This window comes from Hymenobacter arcticus, from assembly GCF_054779975.1.
Genome location: NZ_BAAGXF010000012.1, coordinates 138,885 through 153,692, shown reverse-complemented (window position 1 = coordinate 153,692; position 14,808 = coordinate 138,885). Strand labels below are relative to the sequence as shown.

The window sequence follows — 14,808 nt, the reverse complement described above, 5'->3', positions numbered from 1 at the left end:
TGTGCAATCGTATCCCACGCGCGGACTCGCAGAGTCCGCGCTACTGCGCTTTACCTTCGCGCCATGTCCACCCGCCCCGTCGTTCTCACCGAGTGCCCCCGTGATGCCATGCAGGGCCTGCCTGATTTTATTCCCACCGCCACCAAAACGGCCTACCTCCAGCAGCTGCTGGCCGTGGGCTTTGACGTGCTCGACTTTGGCTCGTTCGTGTCGCCCAAAGCCATTCCGCAGCTGCGCGACACCGCCGAAGTACTCGCCGGCCTCGACCTCGACCGTACGCGCACCAAGCTACTAGCCATTGTGGCCAACTTGCGCGGGGCCGAGCAAGCCGCCAGACACCCCGAAATCAGCTACTTAGGCTTCCCGCTCTCGGCGAGCGGAACCTTCCAGCGCCGCAATACCAACCAAACCACCGCCGAGGCCCTGGCCGACGTGGCCGCCATGCACGCGCTGTGCGAGCGCCGCGGCAAAACGCTACTCGTCTATTTATCAATGGGTTTTGGTAACCCCTACGGCGACCCCTACAGCCCCGCCGTGGTGGCCGAATTCACGCAGCAGCTGGCCGCGCTGGGCGTGCGCATCGTGGCCCTCTCCGACACCATCGGCGTGAGTACGCCGGCCCTTATCACGCCTTTATTCAAGGAATTGATTCCGGCCTTTCCGCACATCGAGTTTGGCGCGCACCTGCACACCACGCCCACCACCTGGCTCGAAAAGGTGCAGGCCGCCTACCAGGCCGGCTGCCGCCGCTTCGATGGCGCGCTGGGCGGCATAGGCGGCTGCCCCATGGCCACCGACGTGCTCACCGGCAACATGGCTACCGAAAACATAGTGGCCTTTTTGGCCGCGCAGGGTGAGGAGCTGGGGTTGGACGCAGCGGCTCTGGCGGCCGCCCAGGCGCAGGCGGCTACTGTATTTCAGCTTACACCAACCGCCGCTTAGCTTCTGCGTCTTCTGCGCAAGTCTCTGCGCCTTCTGCGGGAAAGCTTCCCCGCCCAAACCCGCCCCGTCATGCATCACGTCGATATTTTTATTCCCTGCTTCGTTGACCAGCTCTACCCGCACACCGCCCTCAACATGGTGAAGGTGCTGGAAAAAGCCGGCTGCCAGGTGTACTACAACGCGGCCCAAACCTGCTGTGGCCAGCCCGCCTATAATGCTGGCTACAAGGCTGAAAGCCGCGATATCGCCAGCAAGTTTCTCGACGATTTTACCCCGCACTCCAACGAGCCGCGCTACGTGGTAAGCCCGTCGGCCTCGTGCGTGGGCATGGTGCGCAATGCCTACTCGCACCTGTTTGCCGGCACGCCCGAGGCTACGCGCTGCCAGGGCGTGCAGCGCCGCACCTACGAGCTAACCGAGTTTTTGACCGATGTGCTGAATATCAGCACCATACCTGGCGCGGCGCTGGCCGGCACCTACACCTACCACGACTCGTGCTCGGCGCTGCGCGAGTGCGGCATCCGGGAAGCCCCGCGTCGGCTGCTCGACGGCGTGGCTGGCCTCAGCCGCCTCGAAATGGCCGAAACCACCACCTGCTGTGGTTTCGGCGGCACGTTTGCCGTCAAGTTTGAGGCCATTTCGGTGGCCATGGCCCAGCAAAAAGTAGAGCACGCCCTGGCTACCGGTGCCGATTACATTGTGAGCACCGACGTGAGCTGCCTCATGCACCTGGAGGCCTACATCCGGCGCGAGAAGCTGGCTATCAAGACCATGCACATTGCCGATGTGCTGGCCAGCGGCTGGTAACCGGCTAGTGGCCGTGTCATTGCCAGGATGGCCTCTGGGCCATGTCCTTTCCTGATTTATCCAAAGAACCTATGCGCGCCCCAACTACCTACCGTTTTTTTGGGGCCGCCTTGCCGGTACTGGCGCTAGCCACGCTGCTGGGCTGCCGGCTTGGCCCGCGCACCGCGGCGGCAGGCGCGGCGGTTGCCCAGCCAGCTGCCCCGAGCTGGGCGCTGCTTGGTTTCACCAAAGTGGATAGCCTCAACCCCATTATGGGGCCTAGCCCGGTCGGGCGCTTTTTAGACCCCATCTTGGAGCAGCCGGTGCAGTGGGAGGAGAAAGACGTTTTCAACCCCGCCGTAACGGTGAAAGATGGCCAGGTGTGGATGCTGTACCGGGCCGAAAACCTGGTGGGCAAATTTGCCAAAACCTCGCGTATCGGGCTGGCTACCAGCGCCGATGGCATTCACTTCGCCCGGCAGCCCGAGCCCGTGCTGTTTCCCGGCCCCGATGCCCAGCAGCCCGCCGAGTGGCCCGGTGGCACCGAAGACCCGCGCTTGGTCGAAGGCCCCGACCACCGGTATTACCTGACCTACACGGCCTACGATGGCCACCTGGCCCGTTTGCACGTAGCGTCCTCGCCCGATTTGCGGCACTGGACTAAGTACGGCAACGCGTTTGCCCAGGCCTACGGCGGCAAGTACCGCGATAAGTGGGCCAAGTCGGGCGCCATCGTTTCGCGCTACGAGGCCGGTGGCCGCATTGTGGCCACCAAAATCAACGGTAAATACTGGATGTACTGGGGCGATACCCAGGTCTGGCTGGCCACTTCCGACGACCTCATTCACTGGACGCCCCTGGAAATGGCGGCCGGCGGGCGGCCGCCCGTGCCGCTGCGCAGCACCGCCGCCACCGTGCCCGACCTAAAAGTGGTGCTGCCCACCCGCGCCGGCAAGTTCGACAGCGACCTGGTGGAGTCGGGGCCGCCCGCCATGCTCACGGACCAGGGCATCCGGTTGATTTACAACGGCCGCAACGAGCCGGCTTTTGGCGACAAAGCCCTGCCGGCGGGCACCTACGCGGCCGGCCAGGCCCTTTTCGACCGCCGCGACCCAACCCGGCTGCTCCAGCGCACCGATACGTATTTCCTGCGCCCCGAGCGCCCTTACGAAACTACGGGCCAGGTAAACCAAGTGGTTTTTGTGGAAGGTCTGGTGCGCTTCAAAAATCGCTGGCTTTTATATTATGGCACGGCCGACTCCAAAATAGCCGTTGCTACCCGGCCGGTGGAGTAGCGTAACTTGGCATATTCTAAACTGACTTGATAGCTAATTATGGGTTAGTCAAAGCCTAGTAAAATATGTATATCAATTGCTTTACAGAAGAAACACGTAGCTTCTCCAGTAAGGAAGCTTGGGCTGAATTTGACTTGCTTTTAACTCAAAAGTTAGGGAGAGAGCATGTGTTTTATACAAAAACAATCGCAGGTATGGACCACCTGCGTAGTGAATATTTTTGGGACAAGTATGAGTGCAGAACCTGCGGGCAAAAGTGGGAGCTTTTCAAGCCCTTCGTAAACAATGCGGGTACTGTTTATACAGGCTATTTTGTCCGCCAAAAAGCAAGCTTTTGGCAAAAGCTAAGAACGTTGAATATTTTTCCTGGCTCTATAACAGCGCTTTAATGCGCGCCATCAGCCCTTCGCTGGCGGGTACCAGCGGCAGGCGTACGGCAGGCTCGCACACGCCTTGCAAAGCCAGGGCAGCCTTCACGCCCACAGGGTTGCCCTCCTCGTACATGAGCGGGTTGAGCGGTACCAGGCCGAAAAGGAGCTGCTGCGCGCGAGCAAAATCGCCGGCCAGCGCGGTGCGGGTCATATCGCTAAACTTATGCGGGAACGCGTTGGCCATCACCGAGATAATGCCCTGGCTACCGCAGGCAATGAGCGGCAGCGTGAGCATATCATCGCCACTCAAAAAGAGGAAGTCGGCCGGCTTATTGGCCAAAATGGCCAGGCACTGCTCCATGTTGCCGCTGGCTTCCTTGAGGCCAATAATATTGGGGTGCTGGGCCAGCCGCAGCGCCGTATCGGCCGATATATTGGAGCCCGTGCGGCTGGGCACGTTGTAGAGCAGCAGGGGCAGGGGCGAAGCCTCGGCCAAGTGCTGGTAATGAGCTAGTAAGCCCGCCTGGCTGGGCTTGTTGTAGGCCGGGCTGGCCGACAGAATAGCCGTTACGCCGGTGAGGTCGGTGTCGCGCAGCTGCTGGGCCACGGTGGCCGTGTCGTTGCCGCCAATGCCGTACACGAGCGGCACGCGGCCGGCTACGTGCTCGCGGGCAACGCGCAGTAGGTCAGTCTTTTCTGAAGTAGTAGTAGTGGGCGATTCGCCCGTAGTGCCGTTAATAACCAGGTATTCTACGCCGCCGTCGATGGTGAAATCGATGAGCCGCCGCCAGGCTGCCATATCGACTGCGCCGGTGGGGGTGAAAGGCGTTACCAGGGCCACGCCGGTGCCGTGTAGTTTGTTCATCCGCGGTGAGGGTTGTTGCTTTGTGCAAAAGTACGCTTCTCGTCCGCCGTCGCGCCCAGCCGGCAATTTTTTCTGCATTTCTTGAAAACCTTGTTTTCCGCGACCAGCTTGCTGGCCGCTACGCTAGTATTAGCCGCCTGCGATTCTAAAACCGCTACCACCGGCGAAGCCCGCACCACCCCCGACTCGGAAGCTATGGGTAAAGCTGCCTCGGCCAAAACCGATGAGGCCGCGCCCACCTCGGGCAACGCTGCCATCGCCGCCGACGAGGCCAATGCCACGCCCGGCCCCGACCCCAGTACCATTCCGGCCGCGAAGGCCGGCGACGCGGCCGCCATCTACGCCCGGCCGCAGGTGCCGATTTTGTGCTACCACCAGATTCGCGACTGGACCGGCCGCGACTCGAAGGGCGCCAAGGATTATATCGTGCCCATCGCCGCCTTCAAGGCCCAGATTAAGATGCTGGCCGACAGCGGTTACCATACCATTCAGCCCGACCAGCTCTACGCCTACCTCACCACCGGGGCCAAGCTGCCCAGCAAGCCGGTGATGCTGACGTTTGACGATACCGACCTCGACCAGTTTACCATTGCCCGGCCCACGCTCAGCCAGTACGGCTACAAGGGCGTGTACTTCGTGATGACCGTGAGCCTGGGCCGCCCGCACTATATGACCAAGGACATGGTGAAGCAGCTTTCCGACGAGGGCAATCAGATTGGCTCGCACACCTGGGACCACCACAACGTGAAGAAGTACCAGGGCCAGGACTGGGTAACCCAAATCGACAAGCCCACCAAAACCCTGGAAGAGCTTACCGGCAAGAAAATCAAGTACTTCGCCTATCCCTTCGGCCTCTGGAACACCCAGGCGTTCCCCGAGCTGAAGCAGCGCGGCTTCGTGGCCGCCTTCAGCCTGGCCGAAAAGCGCGACCAGACGGACCCGCTCTTCACCATCCGGCGCATCATTGCCAGCGGCTACTGGAGCCCGCGCACGCTGCACAACAGCATCGTGCAGAGCTTCTAAGCTGTTAGCTGATGCGCGCCAATAACAGCGAGTACGTTACCAGTATTTCCGTGGAATTAGCCTGGCTGCTTGGCAGCTGGGCTTTTTCATTCGTGCTGCTGGGGCTGGTGGTGGGGTTCGGCCGCCTGGCCGCGGGGCCGCTGGATATTCAGCTGCACAACCGATACTTTATGCTTAGTGTCGGCTACGCTGTCTTCCCCATTTTTGTGGTGGTGGCCACCGTAGTCACGGCCGTACGCGGGGCACTGGGGCGGTTTAAGCAGAACAGTATTAAGGCGGTATTGGGGCTGTTGGCTGTTGTGTGGGCTTTTTTGCTGCTGGTAATTTATACGTTGGCGAAGAATATGCACTAGGCGAATAAGGCAGGTTAAATAGCCAGTTGAAACCCGTCGCCCTTGCCTTTAAGTGACGACTGCCGAATAATTAACTCACTGGTAACCACGCAAGTGCGCGCTTGAAAGCGCTCCTGCAACTGTATTTGCTCCAGAAACAGGCGGGCGGCCTGCTGGCCAATGCGGTAGGGGTGGAGGTCCACGGTGGTGAGGCCGGGCTCGATGAGGCTGGCTAAAAACTCGTCGCCGAAACCCACAATGGCCATGTCCTCCGGCACGCGGCGGCCCCGGCTGCGCAGCGCCAGAATGAGGTCGAAGGCATTGGTGTAATTGATGGCAAAAATGGCGTCCGGCGGCTCCGGTAGCGACAGCCACGCGTCGAGGCAGGCCACGGCCGACTCTGTGCGGAAGTCGATGTGGGCCATCAGTTCCTCTTCCACCGGCAGGCCGTGCTTGCGCAGCGCGCCCAGGTAGCCCGCCTGCCGCTGCTGACTGATGAGTAGCGACGCCGGCCCCGCCAGAATGGCGATGCGGCGGCAGCCTTCGAGCACCAGGTGCTCGGTCACGGAGAAGGCCCCACTCCAGTCGTCAATCATCACCCGCGACACGTTTTCCTGGTTGTACACCCGGTCGAAATGCACGATGGGAATATCGCGGCACGCCGTGGAACTCACGTGGTCGAAGTTCTCGGTTTCGCGTGAGTGGCAGATAAGCAGGCCATCTACCTGGCTGGCTACCAGCGCCTGTACGTTGCTCACTTCCGTGGCGTACGACTCCTTCGACTGGCAAATCATCACCCGGTAGCCCGCCTCCGTGGCCACCTGCTGAATGCCGCTGACGGCGGTGGCAAAAAATGGCCGCTCCAGGTCGGGTATTACCACGCCGATAGTATTGGTAGCGCGGTTCTTCAGGCTTTGGGCCAGTAGGTTGGGCTGGTAGTCGAGCTGCCGGGCCGCGTCCAGAATGGCCTGCCGCGTGAGGGGGCTAATGTCGGAGTGGCCGTTGAGCGCCCGCGACACCGTGGAGGGGGCCACGCCCACCTGCCGGGCCACGTCGGCAATGGTGGCGTGGTGACGCTTGCGGCTGGGCGTACCAGGCGGTTTTTCGGCCGTGAAATGATAGTCGCAGGCCTTGCAGAAAAAGCGCTGCCGCCCCCGCACAAAGCCTGCCTTCAGCACGTCGTCGGTGAGGCTGCACTTAACACATTTAATCATGGCGGGTGGGTGGGAAGAAAGTTAGATAATGTGAAGGTCGGCTATAAGCTACGAAGTAGCGCGCCGAAAGTAACTGACCAAAAAATATTTCGCAAAGATTACCTATCGGTAACGTTTGCGAAAACGTTACCGATAGTTTTTGGTGGTATTTTACCTGAATTTGAGCTTTTTAGGTTTTAGTAAGTGGTCACACAGCCTTTACATTTGGTTAAGATTCCTCCCCCATCTGCCACTTGCTACCGCACCTATCTCCGCTGGTGCAGGTTGTTGCGGCAGTTAGAAATTGCACTTTTTTAATATAATCGCCATGCTGCACACCATGCGCTGGTTTGGGCCCAACGACCCGGTTTCGCTCTTCGATATTCGCCAGGCGGGGTGCGCCGGCGTAGTTACGGCCCTGCACCAGCTGCCCGTGGGCACGGTGTGGCCGCTGGCCGAAATTGAGGCCCGGCAGCAGCTGGTAGAGGCCGCTAATCAGACCCATTCGCCCCTGCATTGGGCTGTGGTTGAGAGCCTGCCGGTGCACGAGGACATCAAGAAGGGCCGGCCCAGCCGCGACGGCTACATCGCCAATTACCAGCAAAGCCTGCGCAACCTGGCGGCCTGCGGTGTGCGCACGGTGTGCTACAATTTCATGCCAGTACTCGACTGGTCGCGCACCGATTTGAGCTACGAAATGCCCGATGGCTCGCGGGCGCTGCGCTTCGTGTGGCAGGACTTTGCCGTGTTTGACTTGTGCATTCTCAAGCGCCCCGGCGCGGAGGCCGACTACGAGCCCGCCGTGGCCGAAGCCGCCCGCCAGCAGTTTGCCACCATGAGCGCTGAGGCCGTGGCCCAGCTCACCAATACCACCCTGCTGGGCCTACCCGGCTCGGAAGAGGCCTTTGAGCTGAGCAGCTTTCAGGCGTATCTAGATGAATACAAGTCGATTGATGCGGCTGCGCTCACAGCCAACCTGCACTACTTCATTCAGCAGGTAGCGCCGGTGGCCGAGGAAGTGGGTATTGGGCTGTGCATTCACCCCGACGACCCGCCCTTCCCGCTGCTGGGTTTGCCCCGCGTGGTAAGCACCGAGGCCGACCTGGCTAACCTGCTGGCGGCCTGCGACGTGCGCGCCAACGGCCTCACGTTTTGCACCGGCTCGCTGGGCGTGCGCCCCGACAACGACCTGGCCGGCATGATAACCCGCTTCGGCGCGCGCATCCACTTTGTGCACCTGCGCACTACTAAGCGCGAAGAAAACCCGCGCAACTTCCACGAGGCCGACCACCTGGCTGGCGACGTGGATATGTACGCCGTGGTGCGGGCGCTGGTAGCCGAGGAGCTGCGCCGCGAGGCGGCCGGCGAGGCAATCACCGCTCTGCCCATGCGCCCCGACCACGGCCACCAGATGCTCGACGACCTCAACACCGCCAAGCGCACCTACCCCGGCTACTCAGCCATCGGCCGCCTGCGCGGCTTGGCCGAGCTGCGCGGCCTCGAATACGGCCTGCGCCGCACGCTCATGTAAAACGGAGTGGCCCTCCGTTTCCGACTGAACGGGGAAACGGAGGGCCACTCCGTTTTACATACCCAATTCTTCCTTTTACCATTCCCACCCGCCCCGCCATGTTGCTGCGCAGCGTGTTCCTGCTTGTGCTACTCGTAGTAGCCGCCGCGCCCAGCCGGGCCGACGATGGCTATCGCCTGTGGCTGAAGTACGACCGTATTGCTAATGTTACTGAGCGCCAGCAATATGCGCGGGCTGCGCAGTTCATTGCCAGCCCCGGCAATACGCCGGTATTGCTGGCCGCTAGTGCCGAGTTGCAGCGCGGGCTGAGTGGGCTGCTGGGCCAGCCGGTGCCGGTGGTGGCCGCCGCGGGCAGCCGCACGGGCGGCGTGGTACTGCGCGTCGATGCCCAGGCCAGCGCCCAGGGCCAGCCGCTGAAGCCCGAGGGCTACCGCGTTTTTTTGGAGAAAAACAATATCGTTATTACGGGCCGCACCGACCGGGCAGTGCTCTACGGGGCCTTCGCGCTGCTGCGGCAGGTGCAAACGCGCCAGCCGCTGGCCGGCCTCAACCTGAGCAGCAACCCGCGCATCAATTTTCGGATGCTCAACCACTGGGACAACCAGAATGGTACGGTGGAGCGCGGCTACGCCGGCTCCAGCATCTGGCAGTGGTACGAGCTGCCCGAGCGCCTCGACCCGCGCTACACCGACTACGCCCGCGCCAATGCTTCGGTGGGTATTAACGGGGTGGTAATCAACAATGTAAACGCCAGCGCCCGCTATCTATCGACCGAGTATATCGGTAAGGTGGCGGCTTTGGCGGGCGTACTGCGGCCCTACGGCCAGCGTGTGTACCTGTCCGTATTTTGGGCGGCACCCAAGGTGCTGGGCGGCCTGGCTACCGCCGACCCGCTCGACCCCGCCGTGAAGCAGTGGTGGGCCGCCAAATCAGAAGAATTGTACAAGGCCATTCCCGATTTCGGCGGCTTCTTGGTGAAAGCCAACTCGGAGGGCGAGCCCGGCCCGCAGGACTACCACCGTACCCACGCCGATGGGGCCAACATGCTGGCTCAAGCCTTAGGCCGCCACGATGGCGTGGTGATGTGGCGCGCCTTCGTGTACCAGGCTGGCAGCAAAGACCGCTTCAAGCAGGCCTACGAGGAGTTTCAGCCCCTCGACGGCAAGTTTGACCTCAAGGTCTTGGTGCAGGTGAAAAACGGCCCGATTGACTTCATGGCCCGCGAGCCGTTTCACCCGCTGTTTGGGGCTATGCCCAAAACGCCGCTGGTGCTGGAAGTGCAGCTGACCCAGGAATACCTGGGCTTTGCTACCCACCTCGTGTACCTGGGGCCACTCATCAAGGAAGTACTAGAAGCCGACACCTACGCCAAGGGCCCCGGCTCGACGGTGGCCAAGGTGGTGGACGGCAGCGTGGACAACCACGCGCTGAGCGCCATTGCGGGCGTGGCCAACATCGGCTCGGACCGCAACTGGACCGGCCACCCGGTGGGCCAGGCCAACTGGTACGCCTTCGGCCGCCTGGCCTGGGACCATGAGCTGAGTTCCGCCGCCATTGCCCAGGAATGGACGCGCATGACGCTCACCACCGAGCCGGCCGCCGTGCGCACGCTCACGGCCATGCTGGGGCAGTCGCGCAGTATTTACGTGCGCTACACCATGCCGCTGGGTTTGCATCACATTATGGGCGAGAGCATTCACTACGGCCCGCAGCCCTGGCTGGCCAAGGCGGGCCGGCCCGATTGGACGGCCGTGTACTACCACAAAGCCGACTCGCTGGGCTTGGGCTTCGACCGTACGGCTACTGGTTCCAACGCGCTGGCTTTGTATAAGCCCGAGGTACAGCAGGAGTGGGGCAATGCCCAAACCTGCCCCGTTAACTACCTGCTCTGGTTTCACCACGTGCCCTGGACGCAGAAGCTGCCCACCGGCCGCACCCTTTGGAACGAGCTGGCCACCCGCTACTACACCGGGGCCGACTCGGTGCAGTGGCTGCAAAGCCAGTGGGCCGCCGCCCGTCCCGCCCTCGACCCCGCTCTGTATGCCGACGTGGCCGCCCGCCTCGCCACCCAGCGCAAAGAGGCCCTGTGGTGGCGCGATGCCTGCGTGCTCTACTTCCAGTCGGTGGCCCGGCAAGCCATTCCGGCGCCCTTCGTGCCGCCCACCCGCTCGCTGGCCGACGTGAAGGAGCTGGTGCGCATATACCAGCTCAAGTAGTTGAAATTAAGTTAAATAAAAGACAATCAACTAGTTGTAATTATTTTATGAATACTTCTGTACTTTCGACTAACGGCCACGCCGCCCACACTACTGCCGCGCCACTCGATGCCCCCCAGGCCAACGTGTTTTCGCTGGCCGGGCGGGTGGCCCTCATTACGGGTGGCGGCACGGGCATCGGCCTCGAGATTGCCCGCTGCATGGTGCAAGCCGGGGCTACGGTCATTATCACCGGCCGGCGCGAAGAAGTGCTGAAAACCTCGGTTGCCGAGCTAGGCGAGGGCGCTCACTACCTCGTCAACGACGTGTGTGACCTGGGTTCGCTCGATGGGTTGGTGGCGGAGCTGGAAGCCGCGCACGGCCCGCTCGACATCCTGGTCAACAACGCGGGCATCAACATGAAGAAGCCCGCGCTGGAGGTAACCGACGAGGACTTCAGCCGCATCATTCATACCAACCTCACGGCCGTGTTTGCGCTCACGCGCGCCGCCGCCCGGCGCATGGTGCCCCGCCGCAGCGGCACCATTCTCATGATTTCGTCGATGGCCGCCTACTACGGCATCGACCGCGTGGTGGCCTACGCGGCCTCCAAGTCGGCCGTGGAGGGCATGGTGAAGGTGCTGGCCTCAGAGTTTTCGGGCCAGGGCGTGCGCGTGAACGCCATCGCCCCCGGCTTTATCGAAACCGAGATGAGCCGCACCGCCATGAACAGCGACCCCGAGCGCCGCGACCGCGCCATGCGCCGCACGCCCATGGGCAAGTTTGGCCAGCCCGCCGACATCGGCCACGCGGCCGTGTTCCTGGCTTCTGAGGCGGCCCGCTACATCACGGGCGTGTCGCTGCCCGTGGATGGGGGCAATTCAATAGGGTTTTGATTTATAAGCTGTTAGCTAATAGCAGCTAGCTGTTAGCTTCCTGGCTTTGCAGAATGTCAGCGCAATCAGGTCACCTTCTCTAAAAAAGCTAACAGCTAGCCGCTACTAGCCAACCGCTCCAACAATTTCACTTTTCAAGTTTCCCACCCCATGAACACACCAATACCTTCGCCTAGCCCGTACCGGGGCTGGAAATGGTCGCGGCTCGTGACGCTGCTGCTGCTCACGGGCAGCCTGGCGCCCGCCGCTGCCCTGGCCCAAGCGCCCGTAGCCACCAGCGGCCCGCACCCCGTGAGCGGCCGCGTTACCTCCGACAACGGCGAGGGTATCCCCGGCGTGACGGTGGTAGTGAAAGGCACCACCACCGGCGCCACCACCGACGCGGAAGGCAACTACACCGTAACCGTGCCCGGCGACAACAGCGTGCTGGTATTCAGCTCGGTAGGCTACACCCGCCAGGAAATTGCGGTGGGCAAGCGCGCCAACGTGAGCCAGAGCCTGGTGCCCGAAACCCAGGCCCTCAACGAGGTGCAGGTGGTGGGCTACGGCACCCAGAAGAAAAGCCAGGTAACGGGCGCTATCTCGAGCGTGAGCGACGAGCAGCTGCGCGACGTGCCGGTGGCCAACGTGGGCCAGGCCCTGCAAGGCCGCGCCGCGGGCATCACGGTGTCGAGCAACGGCACCGCGCCGGGGCAGGCCCCCACTATCCGCATCCGGGGCAACCGCTCGCTCTCGGGCTCCAATGACCCGCTGCTGGTGGTGGATGGCGTGCCCTACGACGGCAGCGTCAACGACCTGAACCCCGACGACATTACCTCGCTCGAAGTGCTGAAGGATGCCAGCTCGACCGCCATTTATGGTGCGCGCGGGGCCAACGGCGTTATCCTGATTTCGACCCGGCGCGGCAAAAGCGGCGCGCCCCGCGCCACCTACGCCGGCTACTACGGCCAGAAGCGCGCCTACGGCCGCTTCGATTTGCAGAACGGCCAGCAGTATTACGACTACAAGCTGCAAGCTTACCGGGCGCAAAGCCCCACCTTCGACCCCAGCAGCGCGTCGTTTCTCACTACCGACGAGCGCGCCAACTACGCCGCCGGCCGCACCACCGACTACCAAGACCTGCTGTTTCAGAAGGGCCACATCCAAAACCACACCCTGGGCCTGAGCGGTGGCACCGAGCAAACGCAGTACTCGGCCTCGCTGGGCTACTACGACGAAACGGGCATCGTGCCGGTGTCGCGCTTTCAGCGCTATTCGCTGCGCGGCACCCTCGACCAGCAGATTGGCAAGCGCGTGAAGGTGGGCCTGAACACACTCAACACGTTCACCGACGCCAAAGACCCGAACGTGAACGTGCTGTACCAGATTCTGACTACCAGCCCGCTCGCCTCGCCCTACGATGCCAACGGCCAGCTCGTGCTCTACCCCAACGGCGACAACGCGGGCTCGAACCCGCTGACGTTGTACGTGCCCAATGCGCACCTCGACCGCAGCCGCCGCCTGCGCACCTTCAACAGCCTGTATGCGCAGGTCAACATCCTGAAGGGCCTCGACTACCGCCTCAACGTGGGCCTCGACGGCCGCACCCAGGCCGACGACTCGTTCTACGCCTCCGTGACGCCCCAGAACGGCGGCGGCGTGAATACGGCCAGCAGCGCCTCCAACATCGTGTATAACCTGCTGGCGGAGAACATTTTAACCTACAACCGCAACTTTGCCGAGAAGCACGACCTGAACGTGACGGCCCTGTATAGCCGCCAGACCTACCACGCCGACGGCTTTGGGGCCAGCGTGCAGAATACGCTGGCCGATTACCAGTTCAACACCAACCTGGGGGCGGGCACGCCGCGCAGCATCAGCAACACCACCCAGCCCATCGACTGGGGCCTGGTGTCGTACATGGGCCGCGTCAACTACGCCTACGACAACCGCTACTCGGCCACGCTCACGGCGCGCATCGACCAGTCGTCGCGCCTGGCCCCGGGCCACAAAACCAACCTGTTTCCGTCGGCCGCCGTGGCCTGGAACATTGCCAACGAGGCCTTCCTGAAGGACTACGCTTGGGTGAACAACCTGAAGCTGCGCGCCAGCCTGGGCCGCGTGGGTAGCACCGCTATCAACCCCTACCAAACGCAGGGCCAGCTGCTGACCGGCCTCGGCCAGGGCGCCTACAACTACGGCCCTACCGGCGCGGTAGGCGTGGTGCCGGGCAGCATTCCAAACCGCGACCTGGGCTGGGAATACACCACCACCACCAACTTCGGCCTGGACTTCGGCTTCCTCGAAAACCGCATTACGGGTAGCGTAGAAGTGTACCAGCAGCGCACCAGCGACCTGCTGCTGCCCTTTGCCCTGCCTACTACCAGCGGCTATGGCTCGGTGCTGCGCAACGCCGGCCAGACCCAGAACCGCGGCCTCGAAATCTCGCTGACTACGGTAAACGTGCGGGCCAAGGACCTCGGCGGCTTTGAGTGGAGCACCGACTGGAACTTCACCGTGAACCGCGAGAAGTTGCTGGACCTCAACGCCACTAATGCCGACGGCAGCAAGCGCGACGATATTGGTAACCAGCGCTTTATCGGCCAGCCGCTCTACGTGATTTATGATTACAAGAACATCGGCGTGTGGCAGACTTCGGAGGCCGACCAGGCCAAGAAGTACGGCACGAAGCCCGGCCAGATTAAGGTGGAAGACGTGAACAACGACGGCGTTATCAACGCCAGCGACCGCGTGGTGGTGGGCTCGCGCCAGCCCAAGTTTGAGGCTGGCTTCACCAACCGCTTCCGCTTCAAGGGCTTTGACCTGACGGTAGTGGCCCTGACCCGCGTGGGCGCCACCGTGGTCGACCCGTACTCGTTCGGCCCCAGCTACTACGCCACCAACACCGGCCGCCGCAACCAGCTGAACTTCAACTACTGGACGCCCACCAACGCCAGCAACGACTACCCGCAGCCCGACCAGACGGTGCGCGCCAACGAGTGGCCCACCTACGGCTCCACGCTGGGCTACCACAGCGGTACCTTCATCAAGGTGCGCAGCATCGACCTGGGCTACACCTTGCCCGCCGCCTGGGCCAAATCGGCCTTCATGAGCTCGGCCCGCATCTACGTGCAGGTGCAGAATCCCTACATCTGGGCGGCTGACAAGTACTTCCAGCGCAATAAAGCCATCGACCCCGATGCGCTGTCGTACTCGTCGCGCTTCAGCAACACGGGCACGGCCTCGGCCAACATCGACTTCCAGGGCGGTAGCAACTACCCCGTTACGCGCGCCTTCATCGCGGGCGTTAACCTGGGCTTTTAGCGCGGCGCGGCGGCCTCTGGCAACTGGCTTTGCCTAGCTCTGCCCAAGGCCGCTCGCTATCCCATTTCCCATCCAA

The 14,808-nt window shown here is 62.4% G+C and carries 12 protein-coding genes; 10 read left to right on the top strand and 2 right to left on the bottom strand.

Annotation, left to right across the window (positions count from 1 at the left end; all coding sequences use genetic code 11):
* The first annotated feature begins 63 nt into the window (after positions 1-63).
* The 4 genes from ACYVGC_RS18435 (at position 64) to ACYVGC_RS18420 (ending at position 3,412) form a co-directional block, all read left to right on the top strand.
* On the top strand, positions 64-942 hold the full coding sequence (locus ACYVGC_RS18435; RefSeq protein WP_460585321.1) for a hydroxymethylglutaryl-CoA lyase: 879 nt from the start codon (positions 64-66) through the stop codon (positions 940-942).
* Between the two features lie 69 nt (positions 943-1,011).
* Positions 1,012-1,749 carry a (Fe-S)-binding protein gene (locus tag ACYVGC_RS18430; protein ID WP_460585320.1) on the top strand — a complete coding sequence of 246 codons (738 nt, stop codon included), beginning with the start codon at positions 1,012-1,014 and terminating at the stop codon, positions 1,747-1,749.
* Positions 1,750-1,820: 71 nt separating this feature from the next.
* Positions 1,821-3,023: a glycoside hydrolase family 130 protein gene (locus ACYVGC_RS18425; protein ID WP_460585319.1), complete on the top strand. Its 1,203-nt coding sequence runs from the start codon at positions 1,821-1,823 to the stop codon at positions 3,021-3,023.
* Between the two features lie 65 nt (positions 3,024-3,088).
* Positions 3,089-3,412 carry a hypothetical protein gene (locus ACYVGC_RS18420; protein ID WP_460585318.1) on the top strand — a complete coding sequence of 108 codons (324 nt, stop codon included), beginning with the start codon at positions 3,089-3,091 and terminating at the stop codon, positions 3,410-3,412.
* On the opposite strand, the gene dapA is transcribed toward ACYVGC_RS18420, so the two are convergent.
* Complete coding sequence (gene dapA, locus ACYVGC_RS18415; RefSeq protein WP_460585317.1) at positions 3,396-4,259, bottom strand: 4-hydroxy-tetrahydrodipicolinate synthase family protein; 864 nt, start codon at positions 4,257-4,259, stop codon at positions 3,396-3,398. The two genes, ACYVGC_RS18420 and dapA, sit on opposite strands and share 17 nt — an antisense overlap.
* 72 nt (positions 4,260-4,331) lie before the next feature.
* Between dapA and ACYVGC_RS18410 the strand changes: the two genes are divergently transcribed.
* Complete coding sequence (locus tag ACYVGC_RS18410; RefSeq protein ID WP_460585345.1) at positions 4,332-5,282, top strand: polysaccharide deacetylase family protein; 951 nt, start codon at positions 4,332-4,334, stop codon at positions 5,280-5,282.
* Positions 5,283-5,293: 11 nt separating this feature from the next.
* On the top strand, positions 5,294-5,635 hold the full coding sequence (locus ACYVGC_RS18405) for a hypothetical protein (RefSeq protein WP_460585316.1): 342 nt from the start codon (positions 5,294-5,296) through the stop codon (positions 5,633-5,635).
* Between the two features lie 14 nt (positions 5,636-5,649).
* Here the strand turns inward: ACYVGC_RS18405 and ACYVGC_RS18400 are convergent, their stop codons facing one another.
* A complete protein-coding gene (locus ACYVGC_RS18400; RefSeq protein WP_460585315.1) occupies positions 5,650-6,828 on the bottom strand; it encodes a LacI family DNA-binding transcriptional regulator in 1,179 nt (392 codons plus the stop codon).
* A gap of 307 nt (positions 6,829-7,135) precedes the next feature.
* Between ACYVGC_RS18400 and uxuA the strand changes: the two genes are divergently transcribed.
* The 4 genes from uxuA (at position 7,136) to ACYVGC_RS18380 (ending at position 14,732) form a co-directional block, all read left to right on the top strand.
* Entirely contained in the window at positions 7,136-8,338 is a 1,203-nt protein-coding gene (gene uxuA / locus ACYVGC_RS18395; RefSeq protein ID WP_460585314.1) for a mannonate dehydratase, read from the top strand.
* Positions 8,339-8,436: 98 nt separating this feature from the next.
* Complete coding sequence (locus tag ACYVGC_RS18390) at positions 8,437-10,554, top strand: alpha-glucuronidase family glycosyl hydrolase (protein WP_460585313.1); 2,118 nt, start codon at positions 8,437-8,439, stop codon at positions 10,552-10,554.
* Between the two features lie 47 nt (positions 10,555-10,601).
* Entirely contained in the window at positions 10,602-11,429 is an 828-nt protein-coding gene (locus tag ACYVGC_RS18385; RefSeq protein WP_460585312.1) for an SDR family NAD(P)-dependent oxidoreductase, read from the top strand.
* Between the two features lie 150 nt (positions 11,430-11,579).
* Entirely contained in the window at positions 11,580-14,732 is a 3,153-nt protein-coding gene (locus ACYVGC_RS18380; RefSeq protein ID WP_460585311.1) for a SusC/RagA family TonB-linked outer membrane protein, read from the top strand.
* The last annotated feature ends 76 nt before the right edge of the window (positions 14,733-14,808 follow it).